At 67.0% G+C, this 19,006-nt stretch carries 12 protein-coding genes and 1 pseudogene; 12 read left to right on the top strand and 1 reads right to left on the bottom strand.

Going from position 1 to position 19,006, the window contains the following annotated elements; genetic code table 11:
* Nucleotides 1-190 precede the first annotated feature (190 nt).
* The 12 genes and pseudogenes from OG689_RS40655 (at nucleotide 191) to OG689_RS40600 (ending at nucleotide 17,480) form a co-directional block, all read left to right on the top strand.
* Nucleotides 191-2,245: a hydantoinase/oxoprolinase family protein gene (locus tag OG689_RS40655; protein WP_266328068.1), complete on the top strand. Its 2,055-nt coding sequence runs from the start codon at nucleotides 191-193 to the stop codon at nucleotides 2,243-2,245.
* A complete protein-coding gene (locus OG689_RS40650; RefSeq protein WP_266328066.1) occupies nucleotides 2,242-3,963 on the top strand; it encodes a hydantoinase B/oxoprolinase family protein in 1,722 nt (573 codons plus the stop codon). The genes OG689_RS40655 and OG689_RS40650 overlap by 4 nt, the downstream gene beginning before the upstream one ends.
* A 521-nt stretch (nucleotides 3,964-4,484) precedes the next feature.
* Nucleotides 4,485-5,513, top strand: coding sequence for a sugar ABC transporter substrate-binding protein (locus OG689_RS40645; RefSeq protein ID WP_266328064.1), 1,029 nt, complete (start codon nucleotides 4,485-4,487; stop codon nucleotides 5,511-5,513).
* Between the two features lie 31 nt (nucleotides 5,514-5,544).
* Nucleotides 5,545-8,100, top strand: a complete 2,556-nt coding sequence (locus tag OG689_RS40640) for an ATP-binding cassette domain-containing protein (RefSeq protein ID WP_266328062.1) — start codon at nucleotides 5,545-5,547, stop codon at nucleotides 8,098-8,100.
* Between the two features lie 251 nt (nucleotides 8,101-8,351).
* A pseudogene (locus OG689_RS40635) lies at nucleotides 8,352-8,732 on the top strand (transposase); the annotation flags it as partial.
* 4 nt (nucleotides 8,733-8,736) lie between these two features.
* Nucleotides 8,737-9,132, top strand: a complete 396-nt coding sequence (locus OG689_RS40630; RefSeq protein ID WP_266328060.1) for a transposase — start codon at nucleotides 8,737-8,739, stop codon at nucleotides 9,130-9,132.
* Between the two features lie 526 nt (nucleotides 9,133-9,658).
* Entirely contained in the window at nucleotides 9,659-9,829 is a 171-nt protein-coding gene (locus tag OG689_RS40625) for a hypothetical protein (RefSeq protein ID WP_323189403.1), read from the top strand.
* A 501-nt stretch (nucleotides 9,830-10,330) separates the two neighbouring features.
* Nucleotides 10,331-12,634, top strand: a complete 2,304-nt coding sequence (locus tag OG689_RS40620) for a LuxR C-terminal-related transcriptional regulator (RefSeq protein ID WP_266328058.1) — start codon at nucleotides 10,331-10,333, stop codon at nucleotides 12,632-12,634.
* Nucleotides 12,635-13,450: 816 nt separating this feature from the next.
* Nucleotides 13,451-14,710 carry a transposase gene (locus OG689_RS40615; protein ID WP_266328056.1) on the top strand — a complete coding sequence of 420 codons (1,260 nt, stop codon included), beginning with the start codon at nucleotides 13,451-13,453 and terminating at the stop codon, nucleotides 14,708-14,710.
* A 46-nt stretch (nucleotides 14,711-14,756) separates the two neighbouring features.
* Nucleotides 14,757-15,506, top strand: coding sequence for a transposase (locus OG689_RS40610; protein WP_266328054.1), 750 nt, complete (start codon nucleotides 14,757-14,759; stop codon nucleotides 15,504-15,506).
* 235 nt (nucleotides 15,507-15,741) lie between these two features.
* The gene (locus tag OG689_RS40605) at nucleotides 15,742-16,947 is read left to right on the top strand and encodes an IS110 family transposase (protein WP_266328052.1); all 1,206 of its coding nucleotides are present in this window, start codon (nucleotides 15,742-15,744) and stop codon (nucleotides 16,945-16,947) included.
* Entirely contained in the window at nucleotides 16,878-17,480 is a 603-nt protein-coding gene (locus tag OG689_RS40600; RefSeq protein ID WP_266328377.1) for a transposase, read from the top strand. Before OG689_RS40605 ends, OG689_RS40600 begins: the two co-directional genes overlap by 70 nt.
* A 604-nt stretch (nucleotides 17,481-18,084) precedes the next feature.
* On the opposite strand, the gene OG689_RS40595 is transcribed toward OG689_RS40600, so the two are convergent.
* Entirely contained in the window at nucleotides 18,085-18,762 is a 678-nt protein-coding gene (locus OG689_RS40595) for a response regulator transcription factor (RefSeq protein ID WP_266328050.1), read from the bottom strand.
* Between the last annotated feature and the right edge of the window lie 244 nt (nucleotides 18,763-19,006).

Raw genomic sequence — 19,006 nt, 5'->3', positions numbered from 1 at the left:
GGCCACTGCTGGCGCGACCGCGCGTTAGCAGAGTGCTGCTGTGTGCGAACCGCACGGAATCCCGCCTCAGGCAGGTGCTCAACGCACGGCCCGTCCGGGCCGTCAACGACAGACTTCATCCTGAGCCCCGTACTGCCCGATCGTGCTACGGCCGCTCCCGAAGCTGTGCCGCGTATCAAAGGACGTTCCATTGACCAGGACATGCCGAGTTGCGATCGACGTGGGTGGGACATTCACCGATGTCGTCGGACTGATTCCCGAGACCGGCGCTTTGATCTTCGACAAGGTCGCAACCACTCCCGACTTCCCCACGCGTGGCGTTCTCAACGCCTTCGAGCAGGCCGGCGCTGCGATGGACGAGGTGGCCACCTTCAGCCACGGGACGACGCTGGGACTGAATGCGCTGCTGACCCGCAACGGCGCGCGCACGGCCGTGATCTCCACCCGTGGCTTCCGCGACGTCTACCTCCTCGGTCGCACGGACCGCCGCGTCAACTACGACATCACCTACCGCAAGCCGATCCCTTTGCTTGAGCGCTATGACACTTTCGAGGTGACAGAGCGCAGCCTTGCCGACGGCTCAGTGCACACGCCATTTGACGTCCAAGACGCGCGCACGACTGCCCAGCGGATAGCGGAGCGCGGCTACGAGTCGGTGGCGGTGAGCTTCCTCCACGCCTACGCCAATCCTCAGCACGAGCTCCGCATGCGTGAGGTGCTGGCGGAAGTCGCACCCGACGTCGCGGTCACCTTGTCGCACGAGCTGTCCCGCGAGTACCGGGAGTACGAGCGCACCAGCACCGCCGTGCTGGACGCGTACATCAAGCCCATCGTTCGCACGTACCTTGAGATCCTCGAGAAAGAGCTGGCTGCCGGAGGCTTCGAGGGTCGCTTCCTGATGACCAGGTCCGGTGGTGGTGCGATGACGGCACGATCGGCCCGTGAACAGCCGGTAAACCTGATCCTGTCCGGTCCTGCGGGTGGGGTTATCGGTGCCGCGGCGCTCTCCCGTCTGATCGACCAGCCAAACATGATCACGATCGACATGGGCGGCACCAGCCTGGACGCCTCGTTGATCATCGACTCCGAGCCGGTGCTGCAGCAGGGTGCGGAGTTCGAGGAGATGCCCATCAACACTCCCTCCCTGTACATCCATAGCATCGGCATGGGCGGCGGCTCGGTCGCCTGGCTCGACGAGGCCGGTGCCCTGCAGGTCGGTCCGCAGAGCGCGGGCGCGTCCCCGGGGCCGGCGTCGTACGGTCGCGGCGGGACCGTGCCCACGTTCACGGATGCCGCGCTGACGCTGGGCTACCTCGGGTCGGACTCGCGGCTCGGTGGCAAGCTCACTCTGGACGCGGCCGTGGCCGAGGAGGCCCTCCAACCGGTTGCCAAGCGGCTGGGCCTGTCGGCGAGAGCGCTGGCACGCGGCATCGTGCAAATCTCGACCATGAAGATCATGGGCGCCGTCCGGGCCATCACGGTCGACCTGGGACGTGACCCCAGGGACTTTGCCCTTCTCTCATCGGGCGGCGGCGGCGGCCTTGTAGCCGTCGAGGTGGCGCAAGAACTGGGCATCCCCACGGTGATTGTGCCGCCGGGCCAGGGTGCGTTCTCCGCCTTCGGCATGTTGATGGCCGACATCCAGCACGACTTCTCGCGCACCAATCTCATGCCGCTGGCGTCCCTGCAGCCCAAGCACGTCGAGGCCGCCTACCGCCCGATGGAGGAGAAGGCCTCCGCGTTGCTTGAGCAAGAGGGCTTCGGGGCAGACCGGCGCACGATAGTGCGCATGCTCGACGTCCGCTATGCCGGGCAGGAACACGCCGTGACGGTGCCCCACCCGACCGGGGCGAAAACAGTGGCCGCCATCGAGGCAGCCTTCACGGAGTTGCACGAGCGGCAGTACGGGCACGTCATGGACGACCCGGTCGAGATTACGACGCTGCGGGTCCGGGCCCTGGGCCACGTCGACAAGCCCGTGCTGCCGCTGATCGAGCGGCGGACCGACGGCCTCATACAGGCCATCGGAACACGGTCGGTCTACCTCAGTGAGGACCGGCCAGCGGTCGAGTACGACCTGTACGTTCGCGAGACCCTCCTCGCCGGCGACGCGATCACGGGTCCCGCCGTAATTACCGAGCACACCGCAACCACAGTGATCCACGACGGCGACCGGCTCGAGGTCGGCCCCCTGGGCGAAATGGTCATCAGCCTCAGCCATCACGCCGCGAAGGGCCAGCGATGAGCGGCACGATCACCACCGAGATCATCCGGCACGGCCTGCTGGCCGCTGCGGACGAGATGGCACGGAACCTGTGCCGGACGGCGTACAACACCGTTGTCTACGAGATTCACGACTACGGCATCGGCATCCACGACCCGAACGGTGACGTGGTTGCGGACGCTCCGGGCATCGCGGTCTTCACTCGTGCGAGCGACTACGGCATCAAGAAGGCGGTCGAGTTCCTTGGCGCCGACGCGATGAATCCGGGCGACGTTTTCGTCCTGAACTACCCCTACTGGGCGTCGGCGCACACGCTCGACCCGCTGGTCTTCGCCCCCATCCACCACGACGATCGGTTGATCGGTTTTACGTCCTGCCGGGTTCATGTCCTGGATCTGAATCAGAAGGACCCCGGCTATGTCCTCGACTCCACGGACGTGTACCAGGAGGGGCTGGTCCTCCCTGCGAGCAAGCTGTATCGGCGAGGTGTCCCCAACAGTGACGTCTTCAACATCATCCGGTTCAACAGTCGCCTGCCGGAGCGGACAATCGGTGACATCCAGGCGCAGGTCTCGGCTTGCGTCACCGGGGTACGCCGCACCCAGGAGATCGCCGACAAGTACGGCGCCGACACGCTGCTGAACGCGATGAACGCGATCAACGATCACGGTGAGCGGCTGGCCCGCCTGGCTCTTGAAAGGCTGCCCAACGGCACCTGGACTGCGTACGACTTCGTGGACCACGACGGGGTCGACCTGGAGCGGATGATCAAACTGAACGTCACAGTCACGATAAGCGATGACGAGATGGTGATCGACTGGAGCGGTAGCGACCGGCGGGTCCGGGGCCCGATCAACGTCCCCCGCGGGCTCACCGAGGCTCTCTGCTGTCTCATCTTCAAGTCGCTGACGACGCCGGACACGCCCGTTGTGGCTGGGAACTTCCGGGCGCTGCGAGTCGTGACGGAGAAGGGGTCGGTGATGCACGCCGTACCGCCGCAGCCCACGTTCACCATGTGGACGGGAATCCTGGCCAGTGAGGTCATCCTTAAGGCACTGGCGCAGGGCATGCCCGACCTCGTGCCGGCGTGTTCTGGTGGCGACGTCTGCTCGATGATGGGACTCGGGGTCAACCCCCGGAACGGTGAGCCCTGGGTGGAAGCCACCAACGAGGCGGTCGGGTTCGGTGCGCACGCCGGAGGTGACGGCGAAGACGGGATTATGCATTTAACAGAGCCGGGGTGCCGGAACAACCCGGTCGAGGTGCTCGAGACGAAATCTCCGATGCTCATCGAGTTCTACGGCTACCGTCCGGACAGCGGCGGAGCCGGCCGCCACCGTGGTGGCGTCGGGGTGGGCAGGAGCTACCGCTTTTTGGCCGAGTCGAAGGGAATCTGCATCGTCTACAAGACCAAGACCAACCCGTGGTCCATCGGTGGTGGACGGGTCGGCGGCAACAACCACGTGATCGTCAACCCAGGAACGGACCGTGAGGTCGTCCAAGGCTGCAGTTACAACCACCTCGAGCCCGGGGACGTGCTGGTCAACAACACCGGTGGTGGCGGAGGCTACGGCAACCCGTTCGACCGTGAGCCGGAGCGCGTGGCCCGCGACGTCAGGAACGGCTTCGTATCTGTGCAGGCATCGCGCCGCGAGTACGGCGTCGTCGTCGACCCGGCGACTTTCGAGGTCGACCTGCAGGAAACTGAAGCGCTGCGCGCCGCCGGTGCACCTGCCTGATGACGAGGGGCGCAGGGAAGCGGTGCGACCGTGCGACCACGTGATGGCCTCACCATCACCAATGTCGCTGCTGGCGACGGCCTGTCCGGCGAGCTGCTCGAATGGTTCCGTCCACAATGACGACGGAACCATCGCCTGTTGACGATGGTTAGCTCTCGCGTGAACGGCGTTTCCATGTCCCAGAATCCTTCCCTGCGCGTCTGCTCCCGCCGTTGCCCGTGGGCTCACCCACCGGCCTGCGATGCCGTCCGAATCTTGAGTGGGCCGGTAGACTGACGTGATCCGCTGCTGTAGGCCAAGTGGCTCAGCCTGATACGGCGGCCGCAGGCGGGAAGCCGTGGCCCGTCGCACAGTTCCGGCTTCCCTAGCTGGGCGGTGTGCCCAGGAGGCGACAGAGCCTGTTCCTAACGTTTGTGCCATGTCGCAGCACCACCGGCGACCGGCCGTCACCTTTGCTCCGAGACGGTCGTGGCGGCGGCCAGCGAAGGCACATGGGTGCACTAGCGGAATGGAACGCGAACGTGAAGATCAACAGAGTGAGGCTGGCCCTTGTGTCTGCTGCGGCGGCCGGTGGGCTGCTCCTGGGCACCTCGTGTGCCGCACACGACGCGGGTACCGCGACCTCCCAATCATCGGCCGAGGCCAGCGCGGGAGGGCACAAGCACATTGCCTTCTTCGGATTCGCCCGCGCCAACTCCTTCGCCTCGGCGACCTGGGCCGGCATCCAGGAGTACGCCGGGGCCAACGACGCCGACGCCGAGTTCTTCGACCCCAACTTCGATGCCCAGACCCAGGTCAGGCAGATCCAGGACGCGGTGACGTCCAAACGCTTCGATGTGTTCATCGTGCAGGCCAACAATGGTGCGGCAGTAATACCCGCGGTCAAGCAGGCAATCGCGGCCGGCATCACGGTGGTCGCCGAGTTCACACCGGTAGGCACCCGCTACGACACCGCCACGCCGCAGGTCCCAGGCACGATCACAGTGCTGGACGTGCCGGTGGACAACGGCCGCAAGCTTGGCGAACTCGCGCTGAAGGCCTGCGAGAGCAAGAAGGCCAACCCCTGCGAGGTGGCCTACCTCGAGGGGCTCAGGACGCTGCCGCTGGACAACGCACGCACTCAGGCCGCAGTCGACGTCCTCTCGAAAGCGCAGGGCGTGAAGCTGGTCGCACGGCTTGAGGGTGGCTACACCCAGGAGAGCGGCCGCAAGGCCATGCAAGACGTGCTCCAGTCCGACCCCAGCGTCGATGTCGTCATCGGCTCCTCGCAGGCCATTGCGGGCGCCGAGGGCGTCCTCCACGACAAGGGCGTACTCCTCGTCGCCAACGGGGGCTCTCGACAAGCGGTCACAGCCGTTCGCGAAGGCCGCTGGTTCGCTACCTACTACCTCCCGGAGAAGACCGCAGGCGCGAAAGCCGCTGAGGTCGGGCTCGGGAAGGCACGCGGACAGGACGTTCCGGAAGTCACAGTCGAGGCCGACCTGGCTCCCAACGGCGGCATCGGCACTAAGGACGCGCTCGCCAACGTCGTGGGTGAGTATGACGACTAAGCGCCACTCCGGCAGGGCAAGAGGAGACCCGGTGCCCCACCCGGTCAGAATCGACCTCGAGCGGTACAGCAAGGCCTACGGCGGCGTACCGGTACTGCGTGACGTGTCGATGACGTTGCACGGCGGCCGGGTGCACGGGCTGCTCGGCGAGAACGGCGCGGGCAAGTCAACGCTACTGAAGGCAGTGTGCGGCGCGGTGACCCCGGACGTCGGCCGGGTACTGGTGGATAACAGACCGATCTCCATCGGCTCGCCAGCAGACGCCCTGCGGCACGGCTTCGCGCTGATCTCTCAAGAACCCGCGCTGGTCCCGGCGATGACCGTGCTGGACAACGTCTACCTCGGCCGATGGTGCAACCGACTGGGTTGGCTCACCGCGCGACACGACAGCCGGGACTTCGTCCGGCTGCTGCGGCGTACCGGATTCGAGCTGGATCCGACGGCTCTGGCACGCGACCTACCACTTGCGGTGCAACAGCAGGTAGAAATCCTCCGGGCGCTGGCGTCCGGCGCCTCGGTCATCGGCATGGACGAACCCACTGCACTGTTCACAAAGACGGAGACGGACCGACTCCTGGACATCGTCCGGCAGCTCGCCGCCGACGGCGTGGCGATCGTCCTCGTATCTCACTTCCTCGACGAACTGCTGTCAGTGTGCGACGACATCACCGTGCTCCGGGACGGCCAGCACGTGATCACAGGACCGGCATCAGAGCAGACGCCGGACAGCCTGGTCGAGCACATGGCCGGGCGCCCGATCGACCTGCTCTACCCCGAACCGGTCCCGCTGCCCAGCACGGCTCCCGTGCTCCTCGCAGTCCGTGACCTGCGCCGTGGTAGTGCGGTCCAAGGCGTGTCCATGGAGGTACGAGCTGGCGAGATCGTGGGTATCGCCGGACTGGTCGGCAGCGGCCGGTCAGAGATGCTGCGCGCGCTCTTCGGTGCCGATCCGCGTGACAGCGGACACGTCGAAGTGGACGGCCACACCGTTCCGGGCGGCTCGCCGTGGCAGGCCATGCGAGCAGGGATGGCCATGGTCCCGGAGTCCCGCAAGAGGCAGGGACTGGTCATGGGAAGCGCGGTCCGCGAGAACATGGCGCTGGCCAGCTTGGACGCACGCCAGCGCAGCGGTTTCGTTCGCCGTCGCGCCGAAGCATCGGCCGCCGCATCCATGCTCCGAGAACTCGATGTCCGGGGCGCCGACCTGAGCGGCCCGGTCTGGACACTATCGGGCGGCAACCAGCAGAAGGTGCTATTCGGCAAGTGGCTGCTCGAGCAGCCCAAGGTACTCCTCGTCGATGAGCCGACTCGCGGAGTGGACGTGGCGGCCAAGCGCCAGATCCACCAGCTCCTGCTCGACCTCGCAGCCCAGGGAACGGCCGTGCTCATGGTCTCTTCCGAGATCGAAGAGGTGCTCGGGCTCGCGCACCGTGTGCTGGTCATGAGGCACGGCAGGTTCGTCGCGGAGATCGCCCGCGGCGAGGCGACACGCGAACAGGTGCTCTCCCTGGCCTTCGCCGACAGCCCGCCTGTCCAGGACACATCTCCCGAACCACCTCAACCCGCAGCCCGCCTGGAGGCACGCATGGCCATCACCGCTGAGCCGAAGGGCGGCACGGCCGAAGCGGCTGAACGGGCTACCAATAGCAGACTCACCAGGCTGCGCGACTTCGGGATCGTGCTGATCGTGGCGATGATCGTGGTCACGCTGTCCGTGACCACCCAGACCTTCATGACCACCGGCAACATGGTCAACCTGCTCGACCAGGCCGCGGTGGTCGGGCTGCTCACCTGCGCCGCCACCATCGTCATCATCTCAGGCGCGTTCGACCTATCCATGAGCGCGGTGCTGGCCGTGTCCGCGATCGTCTCCGTGACGGTCACCACCCACGCCGGGGTGCCAGCCGGCATCGTTGCGGGGGTGCTGACCGGCGGTGTGCTCGGAGTACTCAACGGGCTGGTCGTGATCCTGCTGAAGGTCCATTCGTTCATCGCCACACTCGCCCTGGGTATCGCCTACCGCGGGCTTGCCGTAGTGCTGACAGGTGGTGCAATCGTGTATCCGCCCGAGACACAGGCCCGAGCCTTCCAGGCGCTCAGCCAGCCGACAGTTCTCGGCGGCATCACCGCAGCGTCGCTGCTGTTCTTGCTGGTCGCAGCGATTTGCTGGGCGGTGCTCTCACGGACCACCTTCGGCCGGCGGATCTATGCGCTCGGTGGCAACGAAGAGGCTGCGCGGCTGTCCGGCATCCGTGTCGGCCAGGTCCGAATCGCGGTCTTCGCGATCAGCGGAGTGTGCGCGGCACTGGCCGGGCTGGTGCTCGCCGCGCGTGGCGGAGCGGCGCAGGCGGACATGGGCACAGGCATGGAGCTGACCGCGATAGCGGCCGCCGTGGTAGGCGGTACCAGCGTCCTCGGCGGAGAAGGTGCGATCTGGCGCGGATTGATCGGTGTACTGCTCATTACCTTGATCGGTAACGGGTTCAACCTGTTGGGCTGGGACACCCTGTATCTGCAGGTTGTGCAGGGTTTGCTGATCCTTGCTGCAGTGGGATGCGACAGGTTGCTCCGTCGGCGAAGGAATTAGGTGAATGGCCATAGACGAATCGGGGTGCGGCTGACCAGCTGCCACGCTCGTGCGGCCCTCATCACTGACGGGAAGATCAGACAGGCCGAGTGCCGTGCCGACGACGACCGGGCACTCTCAGCTCAGCTTGATATTCAACCCCACGGGTCACCCGACTTGCTGGTCTGCGGTTCTCTCCGGGACAGCGGGTGCGGCCGTTCGCCGCGCTTCGAGATGTCGAGTCACGAAGCACGAGAGAATGGCCGCTGCCCATGAGTCTCCCCGTCGGCGCGCCCGCAGGTGACGCGTTGGGCATCATGTCCGCTTTCGGGTCGAGTTCTACGACTGCTTGTACAAGCGAGCGGATGTGCTCTTCGAGCTCACCGACGCGCTCTTGTGCACGGACAGGCCGGTCAAGACGCTGGTGGCCGAGCACCGGCGCGGGCACGGCGCGGTGTACGCCCCGCTGGACCGGGGCTGGTTCGAGCCAGCCCCGGCTGCGACGCACACTGGCCGCCCTACCGATTCCCCGGCTCACCGACGGGCGCCTCGCCCTGGCCGTCGATATCTCCAACTGGCTCCGCCCCGACGCGCGGACTAGCGATGACCGCCTGTTCTGCCATGTCTACGGGCGCGGCCGCAGCGCCGATCAGCTGAATGCAGCGTCTGCTGGGTGAGACGGACTGGGACGCGGACGGGGTGCGTGACGATGTGCGGGACTTCGTCGTGGAGACGATCGGGGCCAAGGACGGGATCCTGATCGGCGACGACACCAGTTTCCTGAAGAAGGGCTCGCGGTCAGCCGGGGTACAGCGCCAGTACACGGGGACTGCGGGCAGGACGGAGAACTCCCAGGTCGGCACGTTCTTGGCCTACGCCTCCTCGAAGGGCCGCGCGTTGGTCGACCGAGAGCTGTCCTGCCGGCATCGTAGACGGACGACCGAGAGCCGGGCGGCCGGCGTGCCCGATGAAGGCCGTTCGCGACGAAGAACGCGCACTTCCGATGGATACTGCAGCGTGCGATCGATGTCGGGGTTCCGTTCGCGTGGGTGACCGGGGACGAGGCCTACGAGCGGGTCAAGCACCTGCGGGTCTGGCTCGAGCAACGCGGTACCAGCGTCAACGACACCGTCATCACGACCGGGTGGCGTGAGGTCGGGGTCGACCAGTGGTCGCCGCGTTGCCCCCGCAGGCCTGGAAGCGTCTGTCCGGCGACAAGGGCTCCCACGGCGAGCGCTTCTACGACTGGGCCAGGGCGGCGGGAGCTGGTCATGGTGCCTGAACGCGGCGGTCGGGCGGCGCGTTGCGCGGCCTACCGGGCCATCGACGCCGCGCTCGCTGAAGAACACCGCCGAGAGCGCCAGCGCAGCGGGAGCCAACCGGATCGACGAGCAGGCGAAGACCCGCGGGCTGCGGGGACTGCGGCGAGCGGTCGCCGACCGTGTCAGGGCGACCGCCACCCGCGCATCGAAGACCGAGGCCAAGCACCACGCCCTGTTCAAGCGCCTGAGCGACCACCGGGCTGACTACCTGCCCTGTCCCGCCGTTCGACAACAACCCGGCCGAGCAGACGATCAGAATGGCCAAGCTGAGGATCAAGGTCTTCGGATGCCTGCGCACTCTGCAAGGGGCCCGGGAATTCGCCGCGATCCGTACCCACCTCGCCACCGCAGCCTGCCATGACCAGCGGATGCTCGACGTCCGCGTCCAGGTCATGCACGGCAGCCCCTGGATGCCCGCCACCACCTGATCACCACAGGTCCCTACCAACCGGCGATCCAGTACGCCCCCACTCAGCAGCACCTATCCAGTTGCAAAAGCCGAAGTCAGTCGGGGTCTTCCTCACAGCACTCAAAGTGTTTGCCACCAGCGGGTTCCCAACCTGTGAACCCGCTCAACGACGTCCTGGCACGTGTCGGCTGTCAGTGGGGCTGTGGCCTGCTGCACAGCGTGATTACTACGACTGGGCGGTGCGCCCAGGAGGCGACCCGAGCCTGTTCCTAACGTTTCTGCCAGGTCGCAGTACCACCCGGCGACCGGCCCGCAGCGCGGAACCTCATCAGGGGATTGGAAGCAATGAGCCCTTTCAGAGCGGTCACCGATCGGGTGACGGCCGGACGGTCGTGGATGGAGGAGGGACTACCGGCAAGGCCGGTCGACTCGCCTTCCCTGATCCTAGAAGAGGTCTCCATGCCGGTCGCCCTGACGCCTGCGCAAGGGCTGCGGTCTTGGCCGTTTGGAGGCGGTTCTCGTGACCACTGCAGTGCGTGACAACCTCCCAGTCGATGTGACGTCTCTGGTGGGACGCCAGGGCGAGGTGTCACAGGTGAAGAAAATGCTCTCCTCCTCCCGGCTGGCGACGCTGACCGGAGTGGGCGGGGTGGGAAAGACCCGGTTGGCGCTGCAGGTTGCGCGGCAGCTGCGTCGAGCCTTTCCCGACGGGGTGTGGCTGGCACCACTGGCGGAGGTGGGAGAAACGGACCTGCTGGCGCTGACGGTTATGGAGGCTGTGGGCCTGCGCAGTCCAACACAGGAGCCAGTGGCGGCGCTGACGGACTACCTCCGGGACAAGCAGCTGCTGCTGGTGCTGGACAACTGTGAGCACTTGGTGGAGGGGTGCGCGGAGCTGGTCGCCCGATTGCTGCCCGCCTGTCCGCGACTGCGGATCCTGGCTACCAGCCGCGAGCCGATGGGCATCGATGGCGAGAGCGTCTTCATGGTGCCGACGCTGCCCGTCCCTGACCTGACCACGACAGCCACCCCGGAGTCGATGGCCTTGTTCGCGGAGCGGGCCGCCGCAGCGGTGCCCGGCTTCCTGGTGACCGAGAACAACCGGCAGGCGGTGGCGTCGCTTTGCCGGCACCTGGACGGACTGCCTCTGGCGATCGAGCTTGCCGCGGTGCGGATGCGCGTTCTTTCGGTGGAAGAGCTCCTGGCCCGCCAGGGGGACCGGTACGCGCTGCTGACACGGGGAAATCGGTCTGCGCAGCCGCGCCACCGCTCGCTGCGGGCGGCGGTGGACTGGAGCTTTGAGCTGTGCTCGGATACCGAGCGGCTGCTGTGGGCGCGGCTGTCGGCATTCGCAGGGGGCTGCGATCTAGAGGCCGCCCAGCACGTGTGCGCGGGTGAGGGTCTGCCCGCCGAAGAGGTCCTGGAGGCCATCGCCGGGCTGTTGGACAAGTCGATTCTGTTGCGAGAGGAGACCGCAGGGCGGGTGCGATACCGGATGCTGGAGACCATCCGCCAGTACGGGCGCGAACGCCTGCTGGAGTCCCGTGAGGAGGAAGTGCTGCACCGCCGGCATCGAGACTACTACCTGGAGCAGGCTGAGCAACTGCAGGTGCAGTGGTTCGGTCCCGGGCAGACGGAGTTGCTGGTGAGGATGAGGGCGGAGCACGCCAACTTGCGCGCGGCGCTGGAGTTCTGCCTCAGTGAGCCGGCGGAGATGCGCACAGGGCTCCATATGGCGGGCGCCCTGTGGCTCTACTGGATGCTGTCAGGGCTGCAGAAAGAGGGCGAGTACTGGCTGAGGCGCACCTTGGCCTCGCAGCCTGAGCCCAGCTCCGAGCGGGCGATAGGCCTCTGGGTCTATGCCTACCTCCTCATCGTCGGCGGCGAGAAGGACGCGGCGCTGGCCATGATCGGTGAGTGCGAACAGATCGCCCGACGGCTGGACGATGCGGCTATGCACGCGCATGCCATATACCTTTCCGGATTCGCTCACCTCCTGAGGGTCGAGGGACTCGACCAGAGCGTGCCCTTGCTGAACGAGGGCATCCGGCTGGAGCAGGCCCTAGGCGAGCCGAACCCGCACGTCATCGTTGCAAGAGTCATCCTTTCTCTGGCCTCCTGCATGTCCGGTCAGGTCCAGGCCGCGCTCACAATCGCCGAGGAGTGCGCCGCAGAATTGAAGGCTAGCGGCGAGCAGTACTGCCTGTCGTGGTGCCTGACCTATCTCGGCCTTGCAGAATGGCGTCAGCACGACGGCCGACAGGCCACCCAATACCTGCGGGAGGCGATCCGCTGCAAGCAGCCTTTCAACGACCTGCTCGGCATCGGCTGTGCGATGGAGTACCTGGCCTGGTCCACCATGGATCTCGGCGACCCCGAGCGCGCTGCCCGGCTACTGGGAGTGAGCAGCGTGCTGTGGGAGCCGCTGGGGCCCCTCGGACCGTTGCTGGCCGGCTTCGAACTTCTACAGGACTGGCATGGTGCCGTCGAGGAGCAGATCAAAGTGGCCCTGGGCGAGGTGGCCTACCAACAGGCTTTCCACAGCGGTGCCGTGCTCCCCGTGGACAAAGGCATCAGCTACGCATTGGGAGAAGAGACCTCCGGACACTCCGAGTCGCCCCCCGCCGAGTGTGTTGCATTCACCCAGCGAGAGAAGCAGGTCATCCAGATGCTCGCCGAGGGCCTGTCCAACAGGTGCATCGCCGAACGGCTGGTCATCGCCCGGCGCACAGCCGAGTGCCATGTAGCCAACATCCTGACGAAACTTGGGTTCACCACGCGTTCCCAGGTAGCCTCCTGGGCCGCCAGCCGGCCGAGCGCCTGAGCTTGACTCTGTCGGGAATCTTGGTGTTCCCGGCGCGCGAGCATGATCAGCGGGGATGCTCGGGGCTGTTTCGTAGGTTGATCCAGTTGCCGAGATGTCTGATGTCTCTCCGTCCCCGTCCCCGTTCCGGTGAGCGAGTCCCGTCTCTGACCACGCGGATCGCACGGGCGGGCAACCCGGGCGGTACGACGGCGATGTGGGTGAGAGACGGCTGGACGGGCTGTGGCGCGACGGGGCTCGTCGGCTGGTATCCGCGCGACGGGTGCCCCGGGCTCTCGTCCCCCAAATTCGCCACCCTCTGTGTGCTGCGCAGTTCCTGCAGCTCGAACGGCACCACGGCGGTCAGCTCTCACCGTACGGGTGACGGCCGTCGCCGAGGGCGGACGGCAGGGCAAAATGAACCCGCATGGAGCAAGCTGTCTTGGTCGACTGCCTGTACCAACGAGCTCCCTTGCGCTTTCGCCTCAACCCATAAACGGGCTTGCATGACCTGCAAAAACGCTAATTTCCCGGCCTTGGGGCACCTCACATCGTTAAAGGACACCACCCGAGCACATCCGAACGTCCCTATCGGTGCAGCACACTGACCCACCGTCGGGTAGATGCGATAGGACTATCCGAGGGGCGCAAGACCAACCCACCGGCAGGCACTGACGGGCCACGTCAGAACCTGCGAAGATCGCTCCGCCGCCTCGCGGCCCAGAGCCAGGACCCATTCCTCCCCGGCCTGAAGGACTCCGTTGGGAAATCCGCAAACCGGTGATGGCGGATGGTCCAGCTGCCAGGATCGGGCTTGTCGTCGATCAAGGGGGCCGGGTGTTGCTGGAGTCGCGGCGGGATGTCGGGGTGCCGGAGCTGACCGCGCGGGTGGTGCGGGCCTCGTTCCCGAAGGGAACGCTGGCGATCCGCCTCCGGGAAGCGCTTGGTCCGCTGTTCGAGGACGAGTCGTTTGCGGAGGCGTTCCCCGTCCGAGGTCGGCCGGCGATCTCGCCCGGGGCTCTGGCGCTGGTGTCGGTGCTGCAGTTCGCGGAGGGGCTCAGCGACCGGCAGGCCGCCGACCAGGTGCGGGCCCGGATGGACTGGAAGTTCCTGCTCGGGCTGGAACTTGACGATCCCGGCTTTGACTTCACAGTCCTGGGCGACTTCCGTGCCCGGCTGATCGGGCACGGCCTGGAGGAGCGGCTCCTGGGCCTGGTCCTGGAGCGGATCTCCGGGCTCGGGCTGCTACGGGCCGGTGGCCGCCAGCGGACGGATTCCACCCATGTCTTCGCCGCGGTGAGGACATTGAACCGGATGGAGTTCGTCGGCGAGACCCTGCGGGCGGCCCTGGAAGCGCTGGCCGCGGCGGCCCCGCAGTGGCTGGCGGGACACATCACCGCCGCCTGGGCCGAGCGCTACGGAGCCCGGATCGATTCCTACCGCTTCCCCAAAGGCGAGAACGTCCGACAGAAGTGGGCCGAGCAGGTCGGCCGGGACGGCTTCACACTCCTGGAGGCCGCCTTTACGCCCGGTGCGCCGGGCTGGCTGCGGGAGGTTCCCGCCGTCCAGGTCCTGCGTCGGGCCTGGGTCGAGCAGTATCACCGCGACGGTGAGGGAGTGCGCTGGCGGGAGGCGAAGGACCTCCCGCCGGGCAGACACCGCCTGGCCTCGCCCTACGATCCGGACGCCCGTTACAGCGTGAAGCGGGGCTCGGGCTGGTGCGGCTACAAGACCCATCTGAGTGAAACCTGCGAACCGGACGCCCCTCATGTGATCACTCATGTTGTCACGACGGACGCGACGGTCGGTGACACGGAGATGACCGATGCGGTCCATCATGGCTTGGCGGCACGGGAGTTACTGCCGGACGAGCACATTGTGGATGCCGGCTACGTCACTGCCGCGCACATCGTTCGCGCCCGCGACGAGCATGGCATCGACCTGCTCGGGCCCGTCGGAGCGGACACCGTCCACGAGCGGCATGAGGGCGAGCACATCGCCCAAGGCGCCTTCACTGAGCCTTTTCAGAGCGGCCACCGATCGGGTGACGGCCGGGCGGTCGTGGACGAGGGAAGAACGGACAGGGCTCCCAGGTAGTTGAGCGAGACATCTGACGTCTCAACTCTTCTACCGGGGAGCCCTGGTGGTCACCTATCCTGCCGCACTGGACCTGCCGCACGCGCTCGTTGAGTGGGTCACCATGCTGATCGTCACCCGGGAGGGTGACCGCCGGTGCAAGCTCCGCCCCTCACAGCGCGCGCTGGTCGCACTGGTGTACCCGCGCAAGCACGACACCCTCGCGCAGATCGCTGCCGGCTTCCGGATCAGCGTCGGCACCGCCCACGCCTATGTCCACCAGGTCATCGACCTCCTCGCCCGCCAGGCACCCGGCCTGACCCAGGCCCTGCGCGAGGCGGACGCCGAGTACGTCCTGGTCGACGGCACCCTCGCCGAGTGCGACCGCGTCGGCGACGGCCGCGCCGACTACTCGGGCAAGCACCGCCGCCACGGTGTGAACCTGCAGGTCATCACCGGTCCTCACGGAAGGCTCGTGTGGATCTCCCGGCCCCTGCCCGGCCGCACCCACGACCTGACCGCAGCCCGTCGCCACCGCATCGTGAAGACCTGCGTCCGGCTCCGCATCCCCGCCCTGGCCGACATGGCCTACACCGGCGCGGGCGGCACGTTCGCCGTCCCGACCAGACGCCCACCCCGCGGCGAGCTCACCGCCGGGCAGAGGTCAGTCAACCGGGCCCACGCCCGACTGCGGTACCCCGTCGAACGCGGCGTCGCCACCGTCAAACGCTGGCGCATCTTCCACTACGCCCGCTGCAGCCCCAACCGCCTCACGTCAGCAGCCAAAGCCGTCCTCACCCTGGAGAAGCAACGCTGAAAAGGCTCCCTACCCTCTTGATGGGTTCGTTCCGCTCCTTCGTACGATCGGGACACCCAGGGGTCCGGGTGTGGCTCAAAAGGCTCATGTCGATGGTGTGGCTTTCAGTGATTGGCCGCCCGGTGCCCCGCGACGACACGGCCACTCATTGGGATGCGCGAGCAGTCGCCTCGTAGGGACACGTCGGCGTGGTCGTCTGCAGGGAGCCAGGACACGGATCGATGGGGAGGCGCGGATGCCCGAACTCTGGGCGGGGACGGACGCAGGCAAGGCAGAGCACCACTGCACGGTGATCGACGCCGACGGAGCGAAGGTGCTGTCGCGGCGAGTACCCAACAGCGAACCCGAACTGCTGCAGCTTCTCGGAGATGTCCTTGAGTTGGCCGACGGAGGCCAGGTGACGTGGGCGGTCGACCTGAACGCCGGCGGCGCGGCGCTGATGATCGCGCTCCTGGTCGGCCACGGCCAGAGGCTGCTCTACATCCCCGGCCGCACCGTCCACCACGCCTCCGGCTCCTACCGCGGTGACGGTAAGACGGATGCGAAGGACGCCTTCGTCATCGCCGACCAGGCGCGGATGCGCCGCGACCTGCAGCCGCTGCAGCAATGGGACGAGATCGCCTCTGACCTGCGGATCCTCACCGCGCGCCGCTACGACCTCACCGCCGACCGCACCCGGGCGATCAACCGCCTGCGGGGCCAGATGCTCGAGTACTTCCCAGCCCTGGAGCGCGCCTTCGACTACAGCAGCTGCAAGGCCGCACTGATCCTGCTGACCGGCTACCAGACCCCGGCCGCTCTGCGCAGGATCGGCCACGCCCGCCTGGCCACATGGCTTGCGAACCGCAAAGCGCGAAACGCCCAGACCATCGCGACCATCGCGATCGAGGCCGCCCAGGCCCAGCACACGGTGATCCCGGGTGAGAGGACGGCCGCCGCCATGGTGCACACCCTGGCCAGGGCGGTGATGGCCTTGAACGAGGAGATCGCCGCCACCGACGCGCTGATCGAGGCCCGATTCCGCGAGCACGAGCACGCCGAGGCAATCACCAGCATGCCCGGCATCGGCACCCTGCTCGGCGCCGAGTTCATCGCATGCACCGGCGGCGATCTGGACGCTGTCGGCAGCCCCCGCCGCTTGGCCGGCATCGCCGGGCTCGCCCCTGTCCCCAAGGACTCCGGACGCGTGAGCGGCAACATGCGCCGGCCCCACCGCTACCACCGCCGCCTACTGCGAGTCTTCTACCTCTCCGCCCAGGTCGCGGCCCGCTGCTGCCCCACGTCCAAGGCGTTCTACGAACGCAAGAGGGCCGAGGGGAAGTCCCACAAGCAAGCGGTCCTCGCCCTCGCCAGGCGCCGCCTCGACGTCCTCTGGGCCCTCATACGCGACCACCGCACGTTTACTGTCGAGCCACCCCGGCACGACCTCGCTACGGCATAGCCCGCTCACCAAGCGTCACCGACGCTCTTGACAAACCCGATTGGGAATCACTGTCGATTGGAGCGCACGGAAGGTCACCTGTCCGTGGGGAGCGCTCAGCGTCAGCTGGTCCGACCAGCGCAAACCCAGCGGAACTCCGGTCACCCGGGTGCACTTCGCACTCCGGGACTGCGATCCCTGCTCGCTGCGGCCACGCTGCACCAAGGCCGCGAACGGCAAGTACGGCCGGCCGCACCCTGACGCTCCTGCCTCGCGAGCAGCAGCAGGTCCTGGAGCAACGCCGCATCGAGCAGCAGACCAAGGAATGGAAGGCCCGCTACGACATGCGCGCAGGCATCGAAGGCACCGTCTCCCAGGCCGTCCGCACCACCGGCATCCGCCGCACCCGCTACACCGGCCTGGCCAAAACCCACCTCGGCAACGTGCTCGCCGCCACCGCGATCAACCTCGTCCGCCTCGATGCCTGGCTCACCGGCACACCACTCGGCACAACACGAACCTCACATCTCGCCGCACTCCACCTGGCAGCCTGACCAGCCCGCTATACGAATTTCCCAACGGAGTCCTGAAGGCCGGGACTTCCTGGGAGAGATCCGGTGAAACCTGCTGACCGGAGCCGCTGGGTTCGGCGGCCGGGAACGGCGACCGCTGGGTGAAGCCGTGGCCGCTGGCCGCCGCCTACGCGCTGCGCCACAGTGCCCGGGGTCGTCGGGCAGAATGGACATAGGGCTCGGGTGACGGGCCCAGGGCCCTTCGGAGGTGGGCTGCGGTCGGCCCAGGAGTGGAAACGGGCTGCGAGAGGCGCCCGCCAGCAGGCCCGGCTGGCAGCTGGACACCGGTTCCCTGCCATGTGTGGATCCTCCGCAGTCCTGCACGGCACCTGAATCGGACCATCCGAAGGACCAGGGTCGGCACACCCGCAGGTCCAGCGGGCCGGTGGAACGACCCACGCGCCACCTGTCCGGCCTTGAGCGATGGACGTTCAATCATCTTCCACATTTCAAATCACCTCCGCTGATTCGGCCGTCGCCGCCAGGCGTGATCGGCCTGACATCGGGTGGAATCCGCCGGCCGGGAACCGTGACAGGATCTTGCCGCGGCGCCTGGACGGAGCTGTCCGCAGGTGCCCCGCCCCCGTCAGATATAGGCCCGTTGGCCAGCCGTTCCGAGCCAACATGCCATGGCCTCGGCACGGTTCGCGGCGTGGAGCTTCCCGAAGATGTGGTTGACGTGGTTCTTGACGGTCTTCTCACTCAGGACGAGCTTGTTCGCGATCCTGGAGTTGGACAGGCCCTGGGAGATGAGGTCCATGATCTCCCGTTCCCGCGGTGTCAGGGCGTCAGCGTTCGGATCCTGCGCCACCGCCTGGGCGGGCACCGTCATATGAAGTCGGCTGAGGACGGCTGACGTGGCCCGGGGCGAGAGGTGCACTTGATCCGGGGTGGCGCGCAGGACGGCACGGGTGAGCTCGTCAGGGCTGAAGTCACCGTGGACCAGGTAGCCGGAGGCACCCAGTCGCATCGCGGACTCCACCGCGAGCGGCTCGTGACTGTAGGTCATCACGAGCACTCTGGAGATCGGGGTGAGATGCCTCAGTGTGTTCAGCCCGTTGTGATCCGGCACACAGTTGTCCAGCAGGACCACGTCGGGCCTGAGTTGCTGGGCCAGGATCAGCGCCTTCCGTCCGTTTGTCGCCTCGCCGACGATGGTGAGCCGGGTGTCGGCGTTGAGCAGGGTCCGGAGACCTATCCGGATCACGGGGCTCTCATCGACGATCATGACTCGGAGCGGTTTGCGGGGCAGGGCATCGATCATGGCGGGTACCTTCTGGCTTCGGGCCTGCGCGGCGCAAGCAACTCGGCTGTCGGAGGCGTCGGGCGGCGGTTACCCGGGAGCGGGCAGCGCCGCGGACCTGTCCGCCGGTTCTACTTGGGCCGATGTGGCTGCGTTCCGTACCCGGGGCTCAGCGCCCTGGGAGAGCGGCTCCTGACAATCGAGACCACTCGTGGAAACGGGACCGGGCGGTCCCCGACCCGTGGACCCAGGAATCCGTGTCCTG

The sequence above is a fragment of the Kitasatospora sp. NBC_00240 genome (genome assembly GCF_026342405.1).
GTDB lineage: Bacteria > Actinomycetota > Actinomycetes > Streptomycetales > Streptomycetaceae > Kitasatospora.
Note: the sequence above shows the minus strand (reverse complement) of the source record. Positions and strands in the feature narration are given on the sequence as shown.